The organism is Streptomyces sp. CA-111067, from assembly GCF_050956065.1.
In the GTDB taxonomy this organism is placed as follows: domain Bacteria; phylum Actinomycetota; class Actinomycetes; order Streptomycetales; family Streptomycetaceae; genus Actinacidiphila.
The window spans coordinates 8312666-8333007 of the sequence record NZ_CP192103.1 but is presented as its reverse complement, the minus strand read 5'-3'; the positions used below and the strand labels follow the sequence as shown (position 1 = coordinate 8333007).

Annotated in this window: 14 protein-coding genes; 6 read left to right on the top strand and 8 right to left on the bottom strand. The window is 75.2% G+C overall.

Annotation, left to right across the window (positions count from 1 at the left end; translation table 11 throughout):
• Positions 1-10: 10 nt before the first annotated feature.
• Positions 11-889, bottom strand: a complete 879-nt coding sequence (locus ACQPW6_RS36795) for a hypothetical protein (RefSeq protein ID WP_433894073.1) — start codon at positions 887-889, stop codon at positions 11-13.
• 124 nt (positions 890-1013) lie between these two features.
• The gene (locus tag ACQPW6_RS36790; RefSeq protein WP_433894072.1) at positions 1014-2501 is read right to left on the bottom strand and encodes a hypothetical protein; all 1488 of its coding nucleotides are present in this window, start codon (positions 2499-2501) and stop codon (positions 1014-1016) included.
• 172 nt (positions 2502-2673) lie between these two features.
• On the opposite strand from ACQPW6_RS36790, the gene ACQPW6_RS36785 reads away from it, so the two are divergent.
• The 3 genes from ACQPW6_RS36785 to ACQPW6_RS36775 all read left to right on the top strand — a co-directional run bounded on the left by ACQPW6_RS36785 (position 2674) and on the right by ACQPW6_RS36775 (position 5255).
• A complete protein-coding gene (locus tag ACQPW6_RS36785) occupies positions 2674-3453 on the top strand; it encodes a LamB/YcsF family protein (protein ID WP_433894071.1) in 780 nt (259 codons plus the stop codon).
• A 79-nt stretch (positions 3454-3532) separates the two neighbouring features.
• On the top strand, positions 3533-4177 hold the full coding sequence (locus ACQPW6_RS36780; RefSeq protein WP_433894070.1) for a 5-oxoprolinase subunit B family protein: 645 nt from the start codon (positions 3533-3535) through the stop codon (positions 4175-4177).
• A 202-nt stretch (positions 4178-4379) separates the two neighbouring features.
• Positions 4380-5255 (top strand): biotin-dependent carboxyltransferase family protein, encoded by an 876-nt coding sequence (locus tag ACQPW6_RS36775; RefSeq protein ID WP_433894069.1) that lies wholly within the window; start codon positions 4380-4382, stop codon positions 5253-5255.
• 172 nt (positions 5256-5427) lie between these two features.
• Here ACQPW6_RS36775 and ACQPW6_RS36770 read toward each other — a convergent pair whose 3' ends face one another.
• The 3 genes from ACQPW6_RS36770 to ACQPW6_RS36760 all read right to left on the bottom strand — a co-directional run bounded on the left by ACQPW6_RS36770 (position 5428) and on the right by ACQPW6_RS36760 (position 9269).
• Positions 5428-6636 carry a glycosyltransferase gene (locus ACQPW6_RS36770; protein WP_433894068.1) on the bottom strand — a complete coding sequence of 403 codons (1209 nt, stop codon included), beginning with the start codon at positions 6634-6636 and terminating at the stop codon, positions 5428-5430.
• Positions 6633-7754, bottom strand: a complete 1122-nt coding sequence (locus tag ACQPW6_RS36765) for a glycosyltransferase family 4 protein (protein ID WP_433894067.1) — start codon at positions 7752-7754, stop codon at positions 6633-6635. The genes ACQPW6_RS36770 and ACQPW6_RS36765 overlap by 4 nt, the downstream gene beginning before the upstream one ends.
• 87 nt (positions 7755-7841) lie before the next feature.
• Positions 7842-9269 carry a HEAT repeat domain-containing protein gene (locus ACQPW6_RS36760; protein WP_433894066.1) on the bottom strand — a complete coding sequence of 476 codons (1428 nt, stop codon included), beginning with the start codon at positions 9267-9269 and terminating at the stop codon, positions 7842-7844.
• A 379-nt stretch (positions 9270-9648) separates the two neighbouring features.
• On the opposite strand from ACQPW6_RS36760, the gene ACQPW6_RS36755 reads away from it, so the two are divergent.
• Positions 9649-11103: a PP2C family protein-serine/threonine phosphatase gene (locus tag ACQPW6_RS36755; protein WP_433894065.1), complete on the top strand. Its 1455-nt coding sequence runs from the start codon at positions 9649-9651 to the stop codon at positions 11101-11103.
• 200 nt (positions 11104-11303) lie between these two features.
• On the opposite strand, the gene ACQPW6_RS36750 is transcribed toward ACQPW6_RS36755, so the two are convergent.
• Positions 11304-12815: a DNA-binding protein NsdB gene (locus tag ACQPW6_RS36750; RefSeq protein WP_433894064.1), complete on the bottom strand. Its 1512-nt coding sequence runs from the start codon at positions 12813-12815 to the stop codon at positions 11304-11306.
• Between the two features lie 360 nt (positions 12816-13175).
• Here ACQPW6_RS36750 and ACQPW6_RS36745 point away from each other — a divergent pair, with 360 nt between their 5' ends.
• Positions 13176-14255 (top strand): aminoglycoside phosphotransferase family protein, encoded by a 1080-nt coding sequence (locus ACQPW6_RS36745; RefSeq protein ID WP_433894063.1) that lies wholly within the window; start codon positions 13176-13178, stop codon positions 14253-14255.
• A gap of 244 nt (positions 14256-14499) precedes the next feature.
• Positions 14500-16512, top strand: coding sequence for an N-acetylmuramoyl-L-alanine amidase (locus tag ACQPW6_RS36740; protein ID WP_433894062.1), 2013 nt, complete (start codon positions 14500-14502; stop codon positions 16510-16512).
• A gap of 63 nt (positions 16513-16575) precedes the next feature.
• Here the strand turns inward: ACQPW6_RS36740 and ACQPW6_RS36735 are convergent, their stop codons facing one another.
• A complete protein-coding gene (locus tag ACQPW6_RS36735) occupies positions 16576-17076 on the bottom strand; it encodes a hypothetical protein (protein WP_433894061.1) in 501 nt (166 codons plus the stop codon).
• Between the two features lie 56 nt (positions 17077-17132).
• On the bottom strand, positions 17133-20054 hold the full coding sequence (locus ACQPW6_RS36730) for an ATP-binding protein (protein WP_433894060.1): 2922 nt from the start codon (positions 20052-20054) through the stop codon (positions 17133-17135).
• Positions 20055-20342: the final 288 nt, after the last annotated feature.

The following is a 20342-nucleotide window of genomic DNA, read 5'->3' as shown; positions in this document are numbered from 1 at the left end:
CTCTCGTAGCTCAGGAGGGGGTGTGGAACGGCAGGCCGGCGTCGGCCGCCAGGTCGTGGCCGTCATCGGACGCGGCGGGCACCAGGCTGGCGCTGCCGTCGCCGACCGGCACGATGCCGAGGTCGAGGAGTTCGGCCATGGCCGCGCTGCCCGCCATGTCGCGGACCTGCAACTGGTAGCGGGCGGTGGTGCGGTAGGTGCCGCCGGACTCGTCGCCGGTGCGCTGCAGGAAGCCGGAGTCGACCAGGAAGGCGACGGCCTTGCCGATGATGCCGGTGGTGGAACTGGCCAGCCTGCGGGCGTCCTTGGTGGCGCCGGTGGCGCTGCGCCGGGTGTAGACCCGCCAGGCCGCCTCCAGGCCGGGGGCGTCGCTGGCCGGGTCGGTGTTCTCGCCGGTCTCGTCGGCGCGCTCCTCCAGCCGGCGGCACGCCTGGCGGACGAAGGCGTCCACGCCGTGCACGGTGATCCGGCCGATGTAGCCGTCGTCCGCGAGGTCCTCGGGGCGGGGGAAGGCGAGGGCGGCGGTGCCGAGGTGGGCGAGGCCGTGCAGGAAGCGGTCGCCCGCGTCGGAGGCGGCGCGGCGGGCGTAGTCGCCCATCCGGACGGCGAAGACGGAGTCTTCCGCCGCCGCCAGGGCCATGCCTGCCCGGGGCGACACCTCCAGCACGATCAGGCCGAGGCCGGCGGCGACGGCGTCGGCGATCCGGGCGAAGGCGGGGTCCTCGCGGTGCCGCCGGATCAGGTCGGCGTACTCCACGTCGCGGGCGGGCAGCAGTTTGGGCTGCAGGCCCATCCCGACGAGGCGGGCGGCGTCCGCCGCGTCGCCTGGGGTGAGGGCGGGGGCGGTCTCCCCCGGCTTCTCCTCGACCACGTCGCCGTACTCGTTCACGTCACCCTCTTTCCTGTCGGGCCTGTCGGGTCGGCCTGCGGCCGTGCCTGGTCTGCTGCCGGTGGGTGCCACGCCCTTGCGGCGGATCGGGGTGGCGGAGCCCGGTGTCCGCGGGCGGCCGGGGTCATGGCGCCGCGGGGTCGAGCCGGGCGGGGGCGAGGATCAGGTCGGCGCCGCCGAAGTCGGGGTCTTCCAGGGGCGTGCCGTCGTCCACCGCGAACAGGACGTGGGGCTCGCCCTGGCGGTGGGCCGTGCCGATCGGCGGCGAGGCCGCGTGGATGGCGAGCAGCGCGACGAGGTGCGGCAGGTCGGGGTCGCGCCTGCGGGCCTCGGCGAGCAGCCCGGACAGCCGGCGGGGCGCGTCGTGCGGCAGGTCGAGCAGTTCGAGGGCGGTGTCCAGCTGCTCCTCGGAGAAGCGGCTGTCGTCCGGCGTGGCGACGAGGTCGGGCTCGGGCATCTCCGCCCCGAGGTGCTCCCGTTCGAGCGGCGGCGTGAGCAGCAGCTCGACCAGGTCCGTCACCCGTACGGCGGCTGGTGTGCGGAACCCGGCGCCTCTGGCGAAGAACGCGTCGGTCACCCGTGACGCCCGCTCCACCGCGATCGGCAGCACCGGCACCACCAGCTGCCCGTACAGGTCGAGCCCGGCCCGGGCGGGCGGCGCGGCGAACGCCTGCCGGTCCTGCTCGGCCCGGAACAGCGGGCCGGCCTCCAGCAGCCGGGACTGCAGCTGGGTGTGCCGCCTGATGCAGTCCTTGACGATGTCGACGAGTTCGGCCGCCCGCCGCTTGTGCTCGGGCTCCTCCGCCTCGTCCCGCGCCTTGCGGATGTTGGTGAGGATCGCGTTCTCGTGCCGGTACCGGTCGGCGACGTGGTCGAGCGCCTCGGCGATCATGTCGGGAACCTGCCGCAGCCAGTCCACGGCCCGCACATTGCGCCGGGTCGCCTCCAGGGTGCGGCGCAGCGTCTCGGCGTACTGCACGGTGCGGTAGCGCGCCTGCTCCGCGGCGAGTTGCGCGTCGGCCAGCCGCCCGCGGCTGATCAGCACCTCCAGCTTGACCTCGGCGGCGATCTGCGCGCTGGTGACGTCCGTGTCGAGCGCGCCGACCAGGACGTTGACCGCCTCGTCGGTGGTGCGCAGGTAGACCGTGCCGCCGGGTCCCGGCACCTCCTCGATCAGCTTGAAGTCGTAGTCGCGCCGCACATAGCCGCCGTCGGCGCCGAACGTGCCGTACACCGCGCGGAATCCGCGGTCGGCGCTGCCGACGTTGATCAGGTTCTCCAGCACCCAGCGGGCGACCCGCTCGTGCTCGGCGTACGCCCGGCCCGGCGCCTGCGCGGCGACCCGGGGCAGCAGCCTGGCCACTATCTGGTCGTGGTCGGCACCGGTGTCGAAGTCCATGTTGAGCGTGACCAGGTCGATCGCGGCGAGCGCGACCTCCGCCATCGCGTACACCGAGTACTCGCCCGCGAGGTTGGCCTTGCGGGTGTCGAGGTCGTGCAGCGGCGCGGTGCAGGCGAGCGCCTTCAGCCGGCGGGCCAGGCCCTCGTCCGCGGCGGGGCCCGGGGCCGGCCGGGCGGCGCCCGGCAGCGAGTACGGGATCGTGGTGGTCACGCCCCACACATTAGGCGGTGCCGCCGACAACGAACGAAACGGCACGGACCGGCACGGGGCGGGCACGCCCGCGCGAGTGTCATGATCGCGCGGCGGGCCCGGACGCGGCACCATGAGACCAGGGCACCAGGGCAGCGCCAGGACACCAGAGCGAGGCGACGGGCGGATCATCATGACGGGTACGGGTCCGGGGCCGGACGCGGTCATCGACCTCAACGCCGATCTCGGCGAGGGCTTCGGCCGCTGGCGGCTCACCGATGACGACGCGCTGCTGTCCGTGGTGACCAGTGCGAACGTCGCCTGCGGCTTCCACGCAGGCGACCCGGCGACGATGCGGCGGGTGTGCGAGCGGGCCGCCGAGCGCGGGGTCCGGATCGGCGCCCAGGTCTCCTACCGCGACCTGGCCGGCTTCGGGCGGCGCGCCATGGACGTGCCGCCGGACGAGCTCACGGCCGAAGTCGCCTACCAGATCGGCGCGTTGCAGGTCTTCGCGCGGGCGGCCGGTACGGCGGTGACGTATGTGAAGCCGCACGGCGCCCTCTACAACAGGGCCGTGCACGACGAGGAGCAGGCCGCGGCCGTGGTGGACGGGGTGCTGCTCGCGGGCGGGCTGCCGGTACTCGGCCTGCCGGGCTCGCGGTTGCTGGCGGCGGCGGCCCGGGCCGGACTCGACGCGGTCAGCGAGGCGTTCGCGGACCGCGCGTATACGGCGGCGGGCACGCTGGTCTCGCGGCGCGAGCCGGGCGCGGTGATCGAGGCGCCGGACGCGGTGGTGGACAGGTCGGTGCGGATCGCCGGCGAGGGGCTGGTGACCGCGGTGACGGGCGAGGCCGTGCCGGTGGCGGCCCGTTCGCTGTGCGTGCACGGGGACACCGCGGGTGCCGCGCAACTGGCGGGCCGGGTACGGCGGTCGCTGGAGTCGGCGGGCCTGCGGGTGGCGGCGTTCACGTAACGGGCGCAGATGGGCATGACGTTGACGGGCCGGTCGGCAGCGGGCCGTTCCCGCGTACCGGAGGAGTTCGGGGGTTCAGATGTCGGATGACGAGTCGCCGGTGGGCTACCGGGTGCGCGCCGCGGGCGCGTCGGCCGTGCTGGTGGAGACCGGCAGCGGTGAACGGGCCGAGGCGCTGCACGCCGAACTGCTGCGCCGCCGGGCCGCCGGCGAACTGCCCGGTGTGACGGAGATCGTGCCCGCCGCCCGTACGGTGCTGGTCTGCGGGCTGGCCGAGCCGCGGGCCTTCGCCGAGGCACTCGCCGGGTGGCGGGTGCCACCGGTGGAACGGGGCCGCGGCAGCGCGCTCGACCTGCCGGTACGGTTCGACGGCCCGGATCTCGCCGAGGTGGCCGCGCGGTGGGGCGTGCCGGCGGACGAGGCCGCCGCCATCGTCACCCGGACACCGTTCCGGGTGGCCTTCTGCGGGTTCGCGCCCGGCTTCGGGTATCTGACCGGGCTGCCCGACCACCTGCACGTACCGCGCCGCGACACCCCGCGTACCGCGGTGCCGGCCGGCTCGGTGGCCCTGGCCGGGCCCTACGCGGGGGTCTATCCCCGCTCGTCGCCGGGCGGTTGGCAGGTGATCGGTACGACGGACGCCGCGCTGTGGGTGCCGGACCGCGAGCCGGCCGCGCTGCTGTCGCCCGGCACAGAGGTGCGCTTCGTGGCGGTGTCCCGGTGAGCGCGCCGCGGTACGGCCGCCCGCCGCGGATTTCCGCCCCGCGCTGCCCGGCGCCGAACGGGTCCCCGGGCAGGGCCCGTTCACGGCCGGGACGGTCGCCGCGCGGCGGGGCGCCCCGGCCGGACCCGGGGGTCGTTCCTGCGTCCCGCCGCCGGCCGCCGGGCCGACCGGCCGGCTTCCACCGGTCGTGGGAGGTGCCGCGATGAGCGGGATGCTGCGGGTGCTGCGCGCCGGGGCGTTGACCACCGTGCAGGACGAGGGGCGGCGCGGCCAGGCGCACTTGGGAGTGCCGGGATCCGGGGCGCTCGACGGGCCCGCGTACCGGCTCGGGAACCGGCTGGTCGGCAATCCGGCAGGTGCCGCCTGCCTGGAGACCACCGTCAACGGGTGCGCGGTGCGGGTCTCCCGGGCCGCGGTCGTCGCCGTGACGGGCGCGGCGTGCGGCGTGCGGGTGGACGGCCGTCCGGCGGCCTGGGGCGCGCCGGTGCGGGTGCCTGCCGGGGCCGTGGTCGAACTCGAAGCGGCGACCCGCGGATTGCGCAGCTACCTGGCGGTCGCCGGGGGTGTCGCCGTCGAACCCGTGCTCGGCAGCCGGTCCACGGATCTGCTGTCCGGGCTCGGGCCCGCGCCGCTCGCGGCGGACGACGAACTGCCGATCGGCGACGCGTACGGTCCGGTCGCGGCGGCCGACGCCGAGCCGTACCCCGGAAGCGGCCCCGAACTCATCCTGCCGATCGCCCCGGGACCGCGGGACGACTGGTTCACGGCCGGGGCGCTCACCACCCTTGTCACCGGCGGCTACACGGTCTCCCCCGCCTCCAACCGGATCGGCCTGCGGACGGCCGGCCCGCCGCTGGAACGGGCCAGGACGGGTGAACTGCCCAGCGAGGGAATGGTGCTCGGCGCGGTCCAGGTCCCCCCTGACGGCCGCCCGGTGGTATTCCTCGCCGACCATCCGACCACCGGCGGCTACCCGGTGATCGGCGTCGTCCCGGAGTACGCCCTCCCGGCCGCCGCCCAGTCGCCGCCGGGCACCCGCATCCGATTCGTACTGATCCGCGCGCCAAGGCTGTCCTGAGTCCTGCCGGACCGCCGGACCGCCGGACCGCCGGCCGCGACGGGAAACCGCCCGGTCCCGGCCGGAGACGGCCTCGAAGCGCCCTCGCGCAGGACGGGTGCGCCCCGGCCGGCGGGCCGCGGCCCCAGGGGCGCGAGCGGGCCGCCCGCCGCCGCCTCCGCTGCCCGCCGTCTCACCAGGCCGTCGGCCTCGCCTCGGCGCCGGCCGCCCCGTGAGCGGTCAGCGGCGCCGCCCGGTGGGCGGTCAGGAAGGCGTCCACCGCCGCCGGCCAGGTGAAGAGCTCGGCGCGGGTCCTGGCCCTCGTCCGGCGCAGCTCGACGGGGGCGGCGAGCAGGCGCTGGACGGCGCCGGCGTATTCGCCCGTCGTGTCGGCGGTGGCGCCCGCCGTGCCGATCAACGCGGGCAGTGCCGACCGCGCGCTGACCACCACGGGGGTGCCGCAGGCCAGGGCCTCAAGGGCGGCCAGGCCGAACGTCTCGACCGGGCCCGGGGCCAGCACCACGTCGGCGGAGGCCAGGAGCGCGGCGAGGTCGGGCCGGGCGGCGACGTGGCCGAGGAAGGTGACCGGCAGCCGGGCGGCCGCGGCCCGTTCGGTCAGCCGGGCCTGCAGCGGCCCCTCGCCCGCCACCACGAGCGCGGCGTCCACGCCCTGGTCGCGCAGCCGGGCGAGGGTGCGCAGCGCGGTCTCCGGGCGCTTCTCCGGGGACAGCCGGGAGCACATGACCAGCAGCACGGCGGCGCCGTCCGCGTACCGTGCCCGCACCCGCGGGTCGTGGAAGCGGGGGTGCCAGGTGTCCAGGTCCACGCCGAGCGGCGCGCGGACGACGTTGCGGGCGCCGATCCGTTCGAACTCCGCCGCCGCCCAGGCCGTGGTGCACACCACCCGGGAGTAGGCCCGGGCGGTACGGCGGTTGAGGCCGTCGGCGGCGCGCCGGGCGGCGGCGGCCGGCAGGCCCCAGGTGCCGAGCACGCCGTCGGCGCTCTCGTGCGAGACCATCACGGCGGGCACCCGGTGCCGTCTGGCCCACTCGCCGGTCCAGCGCAGGGTGGTGCGGTCGGAGACCTCCAGCCGGTCCGGCCCGAGGGCGTCGAGCACCTCCTCGACCGGGCCGCGGCGGGCCAGTACGCGGTAGCCGCCGCTGCCGGGGATCTCCGGCCCGGGGAGGGTGATCACCCGCCCCTGCGGGGTGAGTTCGTCCGATGCCTCGGGTCCGGGAACGACCAGGACGGGTTCGTGGCCGGCCGCCGCGTAGCCCTCGCCGAGATGGCGCAGCGCGGTGCGCAGGCCGCCGGAGACGGGGGTGACGAAGTTGGCCAGCCGTACGATGCGCAGCCCCTGTTCGGCGTCGGGCGCGCGGCGGAGCGTGTCGGCGGCGGTCATGCGACGGCCGCCGTGCGCTCGCCGAGCACCTGCGCGTAGTGGTCGAGGAGCTGGTCGCCGACGAACTCCCAGGTGCGGTCGGCGACCGCGGCGCGGCCGAGCCGGCCGTAGCGGGTCCGCAGTCCGGCGTCGGCGTGCAGCAGCTGGACGGCGGCGCCGAACGCGTGGGCGTCGCCGGGCGGCACCAGCAGGCCGGTGCGGCCGTGGTCGACCAGGTCGAGCGGGCCGCCCGCCGCGGGGGCGATCACCGGGACACCCGAGGCCATGGCCTCCTGGACGGTCTGGCAGAACGTCTCGAAGGGCCCGGTGTGGCAGAACACGTCGAGCGAGGCGTAGATGCGGGCGAGGTCGTCGCCGGTCCTGCGGCCGAGGAAGGCGGCGCCGGGCAGCGCGGCGCGCAGGCCGGGGGCGCTGGGTCCGTCGCCGACGATCACCACCTTGATCCCGGGCAGCGCGCAGGTCTCGGCGAGCAGTTCGACGTGCTTCTCGGCGGCCAGCCGACCGACGTAGCCGACGATCAGCTCGCCGTCGGGGGCCAGTTCGCGGCGCAGTTCCTCGTCGCGGTGGGCGGGGTGGAAGCGCAGCGAGTCCACTCCGCGCTGCCACAGGTGGACCCGCGGTACGCCCTGCGCCGCCAGGGCGGCGGCCGAGGCGGAGGACGGGGCCAGGGTGCGGGCGGCGGCGGTGTGCACGGCGCGGATCCGGCGCCAGGCGGCGGCCTCTCCGGTGTTCAGGTACGTCTTGGCGTATCCGGCCAGGTCGGTCTGGTAGACGGCGACGGCCGGTATCCGCAGCCGGGTGGCGGCGGCGAGGCCCCGTACCCCCAGGATGAACGGGCTGGCCAGGTGGACGAGGTCGGCCCGGTGGGCGGTGATGGCGGCGGCGGTCCGCCGGCTGGGCAGCGCCACCCGCACCTGCGGGTAGCCGGGCAGCGGCAGGGAGGGGACGCGGACGACCGGGCAGGGGTCCTGCCCGTTGTCCTGGTCGTGCGGTCCGGCGGGGGCTACGACCAGCGGCTGGTGGCCGCGCCGGATGAGGTGCTCGGCCGTGCGCAGCGCGCAGTGGGCCACTCCGTTGACGTCGGGTGGGAAGGACTCGGTGACGATGGCGACTCGCATACCGTGGTTGTCGCCGTGGTAGGAGTTGTCAGGGCCACGAGGATCTTTCCCGAAGTGGAACGGCCCGTGAGCGTTGGGACCCGCTCGTCACCTGGACGTTCCGCCGGAGCTCAGCCGGCCGCGGACGGCGGTCTGCACCTCGGCCTCCTCCGCGGGGTCGGCGGCCAGCCGCCGCAGCTGCGCCAGCACCCGTACGTCGCCGGACGCGGCCTGGTGCGCGGCCAGTTCCCTGGTGGCCTCCTCGCAGTCCCACAGGCACTCGACGGCGAATCCCGCGGCGAATCCGGGATCGCCCGCGGCGAGCGCCCGGGCGGCGGTGCCGCGCAGCTGGGAGGAGGACGTCTCGCGGTAGAGGTGCCGCAGCACGGCGGAGGCGCGGCCGGCCGCGAGCCGGCCGACGCCTTCGACCAGCGGGTCGAGCCCGTCGGCGTCGGCGCCGCCGGTCTGGACGATGCGGCGCAGCGCGGCGAGCACCGGCGCCGCGTCCTGCGGTCCGCCGCGCCGGGCGAGCATGCGGGCGGCGGCGGAGCCGAGCGGATCGGTGCGGGCGGCCCACTGCCGGGCGCGGATCAGCGCGGCCTCGTCCCGCATCCGTTCGAACGATTCGAGCGCGGCCCTCACCACCCGCTCGTCCACGCAGACGGCGGCGGTCTCGATCAGGTCCAGGCACGCGGGGTCGCGGCGGTCGGCGAGGTACCGCAGCGCGGCGGCACGGGCGGCGGACGGGCCGCGCAGGGCGGCCTCCAGCAGCTCGGCGTGATCCTCCGGGCCTGCCACGGCGGCCAGGCAGCGGGCGGCGGGCTGGTCGCGTTCGACGGCGGGGTGGTCGTCCAGGCCCTGCTGCGCCCATTCCAGGACGGCGGTCACACTCCAGCCGGGGGTGGGGCCGGCCGAGCGCAGCTGGCGCTGCCAGCGGTCGAACGACACCTGTTCCGCGGCCTTGCGCACCCGTTGCGCGGTGGCGGGCCGGGAGGTGTCCTCCGCCCACAGCTGCCAGGGGCGGGGTTCGTACGCCTCGCGTACGGCGGCGGCCAGTTCCGCGTCGCCCTCGGGGGTCCTGGGGAACCGGGAGACGACGGAGGGGCCGAGCGAGCGCAGCCCGTTCTCGTCGTCGCGGATCGCGAGTTCGTCCAGCGCCCAGTCCCAGCAGCCGCCGCGGGCGGCGTACCGGCGCAGCAGGTGCAGCGCGTCCCGGCGGCCGTAGCCGGCCAGGTGGCCGAGGACGGACAGCGCCAGCCCGCAGCGGTGCTCGTCGGGGGCGAGCAGGTCGTCGGTGTGGAAGAGGTGCTGTTCGATCCCGTCGAGCGAGCCTTCGAGGTCGGAGTACAGGCGCGCGTAATAGAGGGAGCGCGACTCGATCCGCCAGTCGAGACGGGGATCGCGCAGCACGCACTGCTCCACGGCGGCGAGGGCTTCGGCCCGTGGCGCCGCCAGGGCATGCAGTGGACCGTCTCCGCGCCCTCTCTGGAGGAGGCCGAGAAGGGTGCCGCTGGGCGCTATGTCTGGGTCGAACATGAGGTCAGCATCCGGTGCGGTGGGTTCCATGGCAACGGGATTTCCGCTGCCGGTGCCCGGCATCCTTACCGGCCACCGGGCAATTCATACCTGGCGGTAGCAAAGGATCCGTGGGGACGGGCGGCGGAAGCCTACCGACTCGGGGCCGCGATGTCGCTTCAGGGCCGGGCCCGGCGGCGCCCCGGCAACGCCTGGAGCTGGGATTCCGGCAGGTTCAGGACAGGAAATCGACAGGCTTTTGGCATATGCCAGAAGCACCACCAGATCGGGTATCGCGGAAACCCTTACGGCCCATCGCTCCCTGTGCAACAGTCGTTACCGGTCCTCCCGTCCGCCACGGCCGTCAAGCGCCTGCCAGCAGACCCGTTCGGAGTGCGTCATGCCGTCCCCTACGCACGCGGATCATCCCGCCGCACAGTCGCCGGACCTCGATGCCGTGGACGCGTTGATCACCCAGGCCCGCCAGCTCAGAACCCGGGTCGACGCCGTGCTGAAGGCGAGCACGTCGGCCGCGGAGGATCCACGGCTGCGCTGGCAGCGCGCCCTGTGCGACCTGGCCGTGCACCAGCTCGACGACCTGCACACGCACCTCGGCCAGCTCAAGGACGGTCCAGGGCTCGGCACGGACGACGAATTGCCGCCCGACCGGCTCATCTCGCCGGCCGAACTGCCGGAGGCCGCGGTGGTCGAAGCGCTGGGCCGGGCCGGCAGCGCCGAATGGGACCTGCTGACCGACGGCGTGCAGTGGTCCGACGAGCTGTACCGGATCTTCGGCCGCTCCCCCGAGGACGGACCGCTGACGCTGGACGAGCTGCCGTCCTGGCTGTTCTCCGAGGACCAGCAGCTGCTCACCGAGATGGTCACCTCCTGCCTGGTGGACGGCCGGCCGATCGACGGCGAGTTCCGCATCGTGCGCAGCGACGGCACAGTACGCACCGTGCACATGGTCGGCGAGCCGGTGCTCGGCGGCGACGGCGGCACCGTGTCGATGTGGGCGGTGCTGCGTGACGTCAGCGACCTGCGGCGCAGCCAGCGCATGCTGCGCGAGACCCGTGACTCGCTGCAGCGCCAGCAGCAGATCGCCAGCACAGAGCGCCGGATGGCGGTCGAGCTCCAGGAGGCCGTGCTGCCCCCGTGGCGCGGCACGCTGCGGTTCCCGCAGGACGGCGGTCCCACCACGATGGACCTGGCCGCGCACTACCTGCCGTCCGGTACCGGCGCCCTGGTCGGCGGCGACTGGTACGACGCGATGCAGCTCCCGGACGGCTCCTCCTTACTGACCGTGGGCGACCTCACCGGGCACGGCGTCGCCGCCACCTCCGGCATGGCGATGCTGCTCGGCGCGCTGCGCGGCATGGCGGTGGCCGGGCTCCAGCCGGGTCCGCTGATGGGCTGGCTGAACGAGCTGCTCGACACCTCCGCGCAGCCGGCGCTGGGCAGCGCTCTGTGCTGCCGGTACGACCCGGTGACCCGGCGGCTGCACTGGTCGCAGGCCGGGCACCCCGCCCCGCTGCTGTTCCGCGCGGGCGCCGGACGGGTGCTCGACCCGCCGGAGGGCGTGCTGCTCGGCGCCACCTCGGGAGCGAAGTACGCCCAGGCGGACGAGCAGCTCGCGGCCGGCGACCTGCTGGTGCTGCACACCGACGGCCTGGTGCCGCGGCGGGCCGCGTTCGGCACCGCGGCCGGCGAGAGCGGCGCCGACCGGCTGCTGTCGATGGCACCGCTGTTCGCCACCGCGAGGAACGCGCAGGACTGCGTGCGGATGGTCGCCGCGGAGTTCGGCACGCCGGACCGCGAGGACGACGCCTGCGTGCTGATCGCCAGGATCGCCTGAGCGCGAGACCCGGGCCCTGAGCAAGGGCCGGGGCGCGGCTGGGCGACCGGTGGCGGGCGTACGGCTGTCAGAGGCGGACGCGTCCACGGCCGGTCCGATCCGTTCGGCGGCAGATCGGCTGCGTACCGTGCCGGCGGGTGGCCCCGCCCGTTCGCCTCACCCGTGTCCGCCCGCCGTCGCGGTCGTTCGCGGGCGCTGCCTCACACCTGCCGGTAGCGTCCGGGCGGGGCCCCCTTCCCCTTGCCGCCCCTGGCCCTGGTCCTGGTCCTGGCCGGCATCGTGGTCTCGATCTCCCGGCGCAGGTCCTGGATGTCACTCTGGCCGGCGTACCGGGCGGTCAGCCGGTACATCTCGCGCAGCCGGTCCCAGGTGCGGTGCGAGGAGGTCTGGCCGATGGTCAGCAACGCCATCCGGGCGTACCGGTCGGCCTGTTCGGGGTCGTCGGCGATGAAGCAGGCCGAGGCCAGCGAGAGGTAGTCGAAGATCATCGACCGCTCCCGGCCGGTGGCGACCCGCAGCTGGATCGCCTGCTTCGCGTGCACCTGCGCCTGGGCGGCGGCCGACGGCTCGTGGTCGGCCAGGGTGCGGTAGGCCAGTGCCTCCATGCCGTGCAGGTCGGCCTCGTCGAAGTGCTGCATCCAGCTCGGCGACGGGGTGTCGCCCTGGTCGGAGACGAACAGCTGCTCGGCCTCGCCGAGGGTGCGCCGCATCGCCTGGCCGTGGCCCATGGACGCCTGGGCCCATGCCTCGATGGTGTGCAGCATGGCCCGGGTGCGGGGCAGGGTGGCGTCGCCCGAGCCTGACGCGGCCAGCTTCATCAGGTCCATGGCGTCGTCGGGCCGGCCCAGGTGGACCATCTGCCGGGCCGCCCTGGACAGCGCCTCGCCGGCCCGCGGCCGGTCACCGCCCTCGCGGGCCGCGTGGGCGGCGATCAGGAAGTACTTCTGCGCGGTGGGTTCCAGGCCCACGTCGTGGGACATCCAGCCGGCCAGCACCGCGAGGTTGGCGGCCACCCCCCACAGCCGGCGCTGCAGATGCGCCGGATGGGGATAGGAGAGCATCCCGCCCACCTCGTTGAGCTGGCCGACCACGGCCTTGCGCTGCAGGCCGCCGCCGCGGGAGGAGTCCCAGGCGCGGAACACCTCGACCGAGTGTTCCAGCGACTCGATCTCCTGGGAGCCGACCGGGACCGCCTCGTAGCGGTCGTAGGCGGCGGGGTCGGCGTTGAGCGGATCGTCGAGGACTGGCGCGTCGGCCGCGAGTGCCGGGTCGGTGTGCAGCCAGTCGTGCATGGCGCTGCTGAGTACGGAGCCGGTGGCGAGCGCGGCGCTCGCGCCCACCAGACCGCGTCGGTTGAGCATGAGGTCCATTCCCGTGAATTCGGTGAGGACCGCGGCGGTTCGCCCCGGCGGCCACGGAAGGCCGTCTCCGGCCTGTCCCCTCCCCGTCAGCCGGCGCCGGTCGAACCCGAGGTCCTCGATGGTCACGACACGGCCGAGACGCTCGGTGAACAGCGCGGCCAACACCTTCGGCACGGGTTCCCGCGGTGACTCACCGGTGTCGATCCAACGGCGTACGCGCGAGGTGTCGGTCGCCAACTGCGGATGGCCCATGGCCGCCGCCTGCCGGTTGACCAGCCGGGCGAGTTCGCCTTTGGACCAGCCGGTGAGGCCGAACAGGTCCGAGAGTCGGGTGTTGGCCTCGTTGCCCACGTCAAGCCCCCAGGTTTCTCAGCTACGTTGACACTATTCCCGGTGGCATCGGCCAGGCGAGTATTCGCCAGGGTTCGCCAGGGTGCGCCAGATGGTCTGCCACCCGAGCGCGGGTGTCAGGTAGGAGTGCGCCACCCCGCCTGGCAACTGCCGGGCTCCGGACCGCTCTTGACGAGCTTCACGAGTTCGACGAGACGGTACGGGGAGCGGGCCGGCGCGTGAGCGGTGTCATCGCCGCCCGGCCGACGCATTCCCCAGGGTGCGGCGTCCGGACGGCGGCGACAGGCCCACGCGCCGGGTGTCCGCCGTCGGCGGTGGCGGCCCTGACTCGTTGGCACACGAAGGGATCTGCTTCTTCCTATGTACTCGGCATCGTCCTCCGTGTCCGCCCCGCCCCGGCCCGCGTTCCCCGCCGGCGGCGAGACCGCCGTCCGCCCGCGCCCGGCCGGCCCGCTCCGGCGCGGCGTGGCGGGCGGCTCCCATCCGCTCAGCGGGAGACTCGACTTGACCGGCCCGCAGAGCAGCCAGCTCCGTACCGCGGTGGCCGCGGTGCAGCGGATCTGCCCGGAGTTCGCCCCGGCCCAGCTGCTGCGGCGCGGCGGCCGTACCGCACTGCTGATCGGCACCTCCGGCCGGTCACCGGCGGTGGCGAAGTGTCTGCTCGACCACTCACCAGCCTGGGCGGAACGTTTCCGCCATGAGATAGCCGCCTACCGCACGTTCGTCAGGCACCGCCCGCCGGTACGGGTGCCGCGGCTGATCGCAGCCGATCCGGACAGCTGCGTGCTGGTGATGGAGCGGATGCCGGGACGGGTGGTGTCGCCGCAGCGGCACCCGTCGCACATGCCCTCCAGGGCGGATCTGCGGGCGGCGCTGACGGCGTACTCGCGGATCAACTCCTGGCGCCCGCCGGTCGGCACGTTCGACGCGCCGATCGACTACCCGGCCAGGATCAGCCGCTACCACGAGCTCGGCCTGCTCACCGACCGGGACATGGGCGACCTGCAGAAGCTGCTGCACGGGCTGTCACACGCGCAGGGGCAGTTCTGCCACGGCGACGCGCTGCTGTCCAACGTGCTGCTCTCCCCCGCCGGGCCCTCGCTGGTGGACTGGGAGCACGCGGGCTGGTACCTGCCCGGTTACGACCTGGCGGTGCTGTGGACGGTGCTCGGCGAGGACCCGATGCGGCGGCAGATCAGCCAGCAGGCGACCTCGCAGGGTCCGGCCGCCCGTGACGCCTTCCTGGTCAACCTGATGCTGGTGCTCACCCGGGAGATCCGCACCTACGAGACGGCCGTACAGCGCACCATGCGCGCGCCCGCCCCGGCGGCACCCGGCGCGGCGGAGGCGGGCGAGGAGCAGCGGCTGCTGCTGCGCCGGCTGCACGACGACTGCGGGCTGGCCCGGCGGGCGGTACGTGCGGCGGTCGGCACCCGCTGACGCCGCTCCGCCCGTCCGCTCGGAGCCAGTCCGCTACTCCGCTTCGAGCCCGCCCGCTCCGCGCACATTGGTCCACACCACTGACGCGGAGCAGGTGGGCGCGGCGGACCGGCGAAAGTTCGGCGGACAGGCGCTGACGTGCGAAGACGGCCTCCTTCACGGGTAGTTGACGGATGGTTCGGCAGCCGGTACCTCTGTGGCACCGCGCGGCCGGACCGGCCGCCGGCTCCTGGAGGAGGTCGCAGTGCGAGGTTCCGCTCCCCCGTCCGACCGTTCGCGCCGACGCCGGCGCACCCTGCGTGCGATGACCGCGGCCGGCGCCTGCGCCGCGCTGCTGCCGCTGTTCGGCACCGCGCACGCCGCCGAGCCCGCGCCTGCCGCCGACACCGTCCTGGCCCGGGCGTTCACCGACGCGGCCGCCCGGTACCAGGTGCCCGGCAGCGTGCTGCTCGGCGTGTCCTACCTGGAGTCGCGCTGGGACGGCCATCAGGGCGTCCCCAGTGTCACCGGCGGCTACGGGCCGATGCACCTCACCGACATACGCACCGCGCTCAAGGACCACCCGCCGCGGCCCGCGGGCGACGCGCCGGCGGGCGACGGCGGGAACGACGGCCGCGGCGACGACTCCCGGCCGCTGACCACCACGGCCACCGCCGGAGTCCCTGACCCGGCCACGGCGCCGGCCTCCTCGCGCACCCTGGAGCGGGCGGCGGCGCTGACCGGCCTGCCGGCCGGGGCGCTGCGCCAGGACGCGACCGCCAACGTCGAGGGCGGCGCGGCGCTGCTCGCCGACACCCAGCGGCGGCTCGGCGAGCCGCTGAGCGCCGACCCGGCCGACTGGTACGCGGCCGTCGCCCGCTACTCGGGGGCCACCGACCAGGCCACCGGTACCGCGTTCGCCGACGACGTCTTCGACGTGATCCGGCAGGGCCAGGCCCGTACCACCGACAGCGGCCAGGCGGTCGCCCTGGCCGCCGTTCCGTCGCTGGCCCCGGCGGCCGGCCAGGCCGCCCGCACCGGCCTGAAGCCGTCGGACTCGGCCGGCACCGAGTGCCCGCCCGGCCTGGGCTGCGAGTGGGTGCCGGCGCCGTACCAGGAGACCGGCGGCGGCGACTACGGCAACCACGACATCGCCGACCGGCCGAACGACGAGAAGATCGACACGATCGTCATCCACGACACCGAGGGCTACTGGGACACCGCGATGCAGCTGGTCCAGGACCCGACGTACCTGGCCTGGCACTACACCGTGCGGTCCGCGGACGGGCACATCGCCCAGCATCTGGCGACCAAGGACGTCGGCTGGCACGCGGGCAACTGGTACACCAACGCCAAGTCGATCGGCGTCGAGCACGAGGGCTTCCTGACCGATCCGGGCACCTGGTACACCGAGGCGATGTACCGGACGTCGGCCAGGCTGGTGAAGTACCTGGCCGCCGAGTACCGCATCCCGCTCGACCGGCAGCACATCCTGGGCCACGACAACGTGCCGGCCCCCACCACCTCGTACATCACCGGCATGCACACCGACCCGGGACCGTACTGGGACTGGGGCCACTACATGGCGCTGCTCGGCGCGCCGGTGCACGCCACGGCCGGCCCGTGGGGCGGTGTGGTGACCGTCGATCCCGACTACGCCACGAACCAGCCCGTCTACACCGGCTGCGTGACCGCCGGCGACACCTGCCCGGCGCACGGCTCGGACGCGGTGCGGCTGTACTCCGCACCCAGCCAGGACGCGCCGCTGGTGTCGGACGTGGGCCTGCACGGCACCGGGCCGAGTACGACCGGCGTCAACGACGTGGGCGCCCGGGCCTCCACCGGCCAGCAGTTCGCGGTGGCCGGGCGGCAGGGCGACTGGACCGCGATCTGGTACCTCGGCCAGAAGGCGTGGTTCCAGAACCCGGCCGCGCACCCGACGGCCGTCAACTCCCTCGGCCTGGTCGCCACCCCGAGGAAGGGCCTGGCCACCGTGCCGGTCTACGGCCGCGCCTACCCGGAGGCCGCCGCCTACCCGGCGGGCGTGCCGGTGCAGTCGCTGTCACCGCTGCCCTACCAGGTGCCGGCCGGCCAGCGGTACGTGGTCGGCGGCGCGGAGCGCGGCGAGTACTTCTACGCGGTGACCTTCGACACCGCGAGCCATACGGTGGTCCGCGGCAAGCAGCTCTACTACGAGATCCAGCTCGGACACCGGGTGGCCTACGTCAGCGCCGCCGATGTGACGCTGCTGCCGTCGGCGCTCGGCGCACCGCACTGAGCGGCCGGGGAACAGGTGGGCGGCGCCGCGAACCGCGGCGCCGCCCCTCCTCCGTGCCGGTGGCTACCGCGCCTGGAACATCTCCGCGGGCAGCGGCTTGAGCAGCTGGTACAGGTCGTCGGTGATCGGCCGGTCCCAGGTGGCGATGGTGACCTGCACGCCGTCGCTGCGGTCGAACTGGGCGCAGCCGATCCGCGACTCGGAGATCTTGACCCGCCGTACGATCAGCAGGTTGTCGCCCTGCATGACGGGGGTGTCCTCGATGCTGCTGACCTCGGCCGGCTCGTCGTTGCCGAGCGCGGCGAGCAGCTGCGCCACCTCGAACGGCACCTGGCCCTCGTCCAGTTCGCGGGCCGGCGAACCGGCCGGCAGGTTGCCGATCAGCAGCGCGGGGCCGCGTCCGCCCAGCAGGTCGTAGCGCAGGTAGATGCCCTGGCAGCTCCCGTCGGGGCCGGGCAGCAGGCCGGCGCTCAGTTCGCCGGGCCAGTCGCCCGGGTCCATGGCCAGGACGTCGAAGTCCGGCCCTAGGGGCGTGGCTGCGCTGCGGCGGCGGAGGAAGGACATGCCGCCATCGTACGGGTAGCCCCCGTCGTCGGGGACCGGGCCGGCCGGCTCTTCGCTCACTCGTTCGCGCCGGGCGGGTGACCGCTCCCGGCGCCTTGCGGCAGGTCCCGCAGAGCTTCGGGCAGCCCGGCACGATCGGTGCCGAGCTTGCGGTAGACGGCGGACAGCAGCTGGACGACGTCCCGCTCCCCGGTGCCGAGCGCGGCGGCGATCTTGGGCTGCTCCTCGCCGCGGGCGGCCAGCCCGGCGGCGGCGCGTTCCGCGGTGGTGAGGGCGCCGGTGTCGGGGGCGCCGGGCGGCCGGCTGGGCAGTCCGGCGGTGGCCAGCTCCTGCCTGGCCCGCGCCGCCAGGCCGTCGGCCCCGCACCGGACGGCGCCGGCGAGGCCGCGCTGCAACTGCCCGGCGGCCTCCTCGCAGCGGCCGGCCCTGCGCAGCGCGCTGCCGTGCGCGACCAGCGCGCAGGCCAGCCGGTGGGCGGCCGGCGAGGTCTCCAGCTGGGCGACGGCCTCTTCGAGCAGCTTCATGCCCTCGTCGCCCCCGGTGACCTCGGCGGCCACCAGCAGCGTGTGGCCGATCGCGGAGGGCGCGCCGAACTGCCGGGCCCGCACCACCGCGTCGAGGGCGGTCTTCCGCGCCCGTTCCGGTGCGTCGTGCGACTCGGCCAGCGCGAGATGCATCTGCCACGGGCACCAGGCGGGGTTGCGCATGCCGCGCGGGTCGAGCCGCCGGCCGACCGCGGCCAGCTCGGCGGCGGCCTCCCGGTGCAGGCCGCGGGCGAGCAGCAGCTCGCCGTGCACCGCCTGGGCGTCGGGGAAGGTGACGGCGGCGGGGAACGGCTCCTGGAAGGCGTAGTCGGCGGCGAGCCCGGCGGCCTCGTCGGTCCGGCCGCGGGCCAGCAGGATCTCGGTCAGCACGGCGACGCAGTACCACTGCACGGGGGTGCCGCGCCCGACCCGTTCGGCCAGCCGCAGGCCGTCCCTGGCCAGCTCCTCGGCCTCGGCGAGCCGGCCGCGGCGGTAGCGGACGTAGCCGAGCAGTACGTAGCCGAACGACAGGTGGGCGCCGCGCCAGCCGTGCCGCTCGAAGCCGGCGATGCCCTCGGCGAAGAGCTCCTCGGCGCGGCCGGGCCGGTCGGCGTAGAGGTAGGTCATCGCGACCAGCGTCGGGACCTCGAAGCCCCAGCCCTCGTTGGCCCACGGCAGCGAGCCGGCCAGCGCGCGGCCGGCGTGCCGCAGCACGGTGGAGGTGTGCTCGCCGCGCAAGGTGGCGTCCCAGGCGCGCAGTCCGATGACGTACCGCTCGGTGAGGTCGCGGCCGGTGAGCCGGTCGGCGAGCCGGGTCAGCCGGCGGGAGCGGCTGGGCGAGTCGGGTTCGTCGGCCCTGAAGGCGTCCCACATGAACTGCTCGGCCTGCATCCGCAGCCGGGTGCGCGGCCCGGTGGCCTCCCTGGCGGCCTGCGCGACCACCTCGGCGGCCTCGCTGAGCCGGTCGCTGTGCGCGAGCGACTGGGACAGCCTGAAGTGGATGCCGTCGCGCAGCTCCGGGTCGGTGATCGGCTCGGCCAGCGCGGCCCGCAGGTGGTTGACCGTCACCGACGGTTCGAGCAGCTGCGAGGCGCAGCCCAACTCGAAGAGCACCGCGGCCCGTTCGTGGGCGGCGGGCGGTTCGCGCAGCGCCCGGCCCAGGTAGCTGCGGGCGGTTTCCGGAGCGCCGGCCCGCAGCGTCTCGCGGGCGGCGGCGCGCAGTTGGTCCACCACCCAGGGATCGGCGTCCGGGTGGGTCTCCAGCAGGTGCCTGGCCGCTGTCGCGGAGCCGAGTCCGGCGTCGACGGCGGACCAGGCGGCCTGTCCGTGCAGGGCGACCCGGACGGCGTCGGGTATCGCCCGGTAGACGGCGGTGGCGATCAGCGGGTGGACGAACTCCAGGGTGCGGCCGCCGGTGAGGATCCGGGCCTCACGCAGCCGGTCGGCGCAGTCGGCCGCCTCGGCCGGACCGAGCCCGGCGACCCCGGCGGCGAGCTCCGGCTGGATCTCGGTGCCCAGGACGGCCGCGGCCCAGGCGAACCGCACGGTGGACGGGCCGAGCCGTTCCAGCCGGGTGATCAGGCCGTGGCCCTTGACCGCGGCGGCCAGGTCGCGCAGCAGGTGCGCGCTGGTCTCGTCGGGGCGCAGGCCGCGGTCGCGGACCTTGACGGTCAACTCCACCGCCTCGAACGGGTTGCCCGCGGTGACGGCCCAGCACTCGCGGCAGAACGCGTCGTCGGCGTGCTCGCCGACCGCGCCGCGCACCAGGCGGCCGATCGCGTCCTCGGTGAGCGGTTCGAGGCCGATCGGGCGGTGCCCGGCCCGGCCCGGCAGGCCGCGGAACGCCTCGGCGCCCGCGGGCAGTTCGGCCGGGCGGTAGGCGACGACGATGAGCAGCGCGAGCTCGTCGGCGCGCGGCGCGAAGGCGGCCAGCCAGTTCAGCGACTGCGGGTCGGCCCAGTGCGCGTCGTCGAGCACCAGGACCACCGGGGCGCGCTGCACGGCGACATGGGTGAGCACCCAGTCGAGGCCGTCGCGGATGCCCTGCGGGTCGGGGGCCGCGCCCTGCGCGCTGCTCAGGCCGAGCGCGGGTCCGACGATGTCGTACCAACTGCCCAGCGCCGCCCGCACTTCGGCGTCGGCGGCGCCGGCCAGCTGCGGTTGCAGCAGTTGGCGGGCGACGTGGAAGGCGACCTGCTGCTGCTGTTCGCCGCCGCGCGCGGACAGTACGGTGCAGCCGAGGTCGGCGGCGCGCCGGCGGACCTCGGCGAGCAGGGTGGTCTTGCCCAGTCCCGCGGAGCCGGCGAAGGCCAGCAGGCCGCCGCGCGGGTGCCCCTTGAGCTGGTCGCCGTCGGAACGCAGACCGGTCAGATCGCCCAACGCGTCCTCGACGGCGACGAGTTCGGCGTCGCGTTCGAACAACGCCCGTCGCCCGCGCGGCGTGCGCTGCGTCATGGTCCCCACCCCCCTGCCTCGGGCAGGCGCGCGCCCGGCGCACTTCGTGCCGCGCGGACAGCCGTCCGTGGCCTCACAGCGTACGCCGTCGGCTGCGCTCGGTGAGGGGTGAAACCGCCATGCCGGTCCGCCACTGGCAGGAGACGGACCAGCATGGCCGTGCGGTGGGCGGACCGGGACGGGACACCTGCGCGCCGACCGAGCCGGAGCCTGCCATGTGCGCCGGGCGGCGCACCAGATCCCCTCGGCCCCGCACCGTCCCGAAGCCACCGTGCGCCCCTTGTGCGC

Excerpts from the sequence above, each read along its gene's own strand:
- ACQPW6_RS36785 (WP_433894071.1), top strand. The coding sequence starts at position 2,674 with ATGACGGGTACGGGTCCGGGGCCGGACGCGGTCATCGACCTCAACGCC.
- ACQPW6_RS36780 (WP_433894070.1), top strand. The coding sequence starts at position 3,533 with ATGTCGGATGACGAGTCGCCGGTGGGCTACCGGGTGCGCGCCGCGGGC.
- ACQPW6_RS36775 (WP_433894069.1), top strand. The coding sequence starts at position 4,380 with ATGAGCGGGATGCTGCGGGTGCTGCGCGCCGGGGCGTTGACCACCGTG.
- ACQPW6_RS36770 (WP_433894068.1), bottom strand. The coding sequence starts at position 6,636 with ATGACCGCCGCCGACACGCTCCGCCGCGCGCCCGACGCCGAACAGGGG.
- ACQPW6_RS36765 (WP_433894067.1), bottom strand. The coding sequence starts at position 7,754 with ATGCGAGTCGCCATCGTCACCGAGTCCTTCCCACCCGACGTCAACGGA.
- ACQPW6_RS36760 (WP_433894066.1), bottom strand. The coding sequence starts at position 9,269 with ATGTTCGACCCAGACATAGCGCCCAGCGGCACCCTTCTCGGCCTCCTC.
- ACQPW6_RS36755 (WP_433894065.1), top strand. The coding sequence starts at position 9,649 with ATGCCGTCCCCTACGCACGCGGATCATCCCGCCGCACAGTCGCCGGAC.
- ACQPW6_RS36745 (WP_433894063.1), top strand. The coding sequence starts at position 13,176 with ATGTACTCGGCATCGTCCTCCGTGTCCGCCCCGCCCCGGCCCGCGTTC.
- ACQPW6_RS36735 (WP_433894061.1), bottom strand. The coding sequence starts at position 17,076 with ATGTCCTTCCTCCGCCGCCGCAGCGCAGCCACGCCCCTAGGGCCGGAC.
- ACQPW6_RS36730 (WP_433894060.1), bottom strand. The coding sequence starts at position 20,054 with ATGACGCAGCGCACGCCGCGCGGGCGACGGGCGTTGTTCGAACGCGAC.